The 259-nt window shown below is 34.4% G+C and carries 1 protein-coding gene; it reads left to right on the forward strand.

Annotated features, from left to right (window positions below; genetic code table 11):
* Window positions 1-259 (forward strand): glycosyltransferase (locus tag FC55_RS09700; RefSeq protein WP_155512838.1); only part of this gene is annotated, 259 nt, incomplete at both ends.

A 259-nucleotide genomic window follows, 5' to 3' on the forward strand; every position in this document is an offset into this window, starting at 1 on the left:
TATCTGATCAAGTGTATTTTGATGGTTTCAAGACAAAAATGAACGAATATCGATCTGATATGGATATTGGGATTGTAGCATCTAGAAGTGAGGCTTTTGGAAGAGTTACGATTGAAGGAATGCTTAGCAATTTGGCGATGATAGGTGCTGATAGTGCTGGTACAAGTGAGCTAATAGCAGATAATGTAACAGGCTTATTATATAAAAATGGAGATATTGATGAATTAGCTGAGAAATTAGTGTACTTGTATAAAGATAG

Source organism: Ligilactobacillus salivarius DSM 20555 = ATCC 11741, assembly GCF_001435955.1.
In the GTDB taxonomy this organism is placed as follows: domain Bacteria; phylum Bacillota; class Bacilli; order Lactobacillales; family Lactobacillaceae; genus Ligilactobacillus; species Ligilactobacillus salivarius.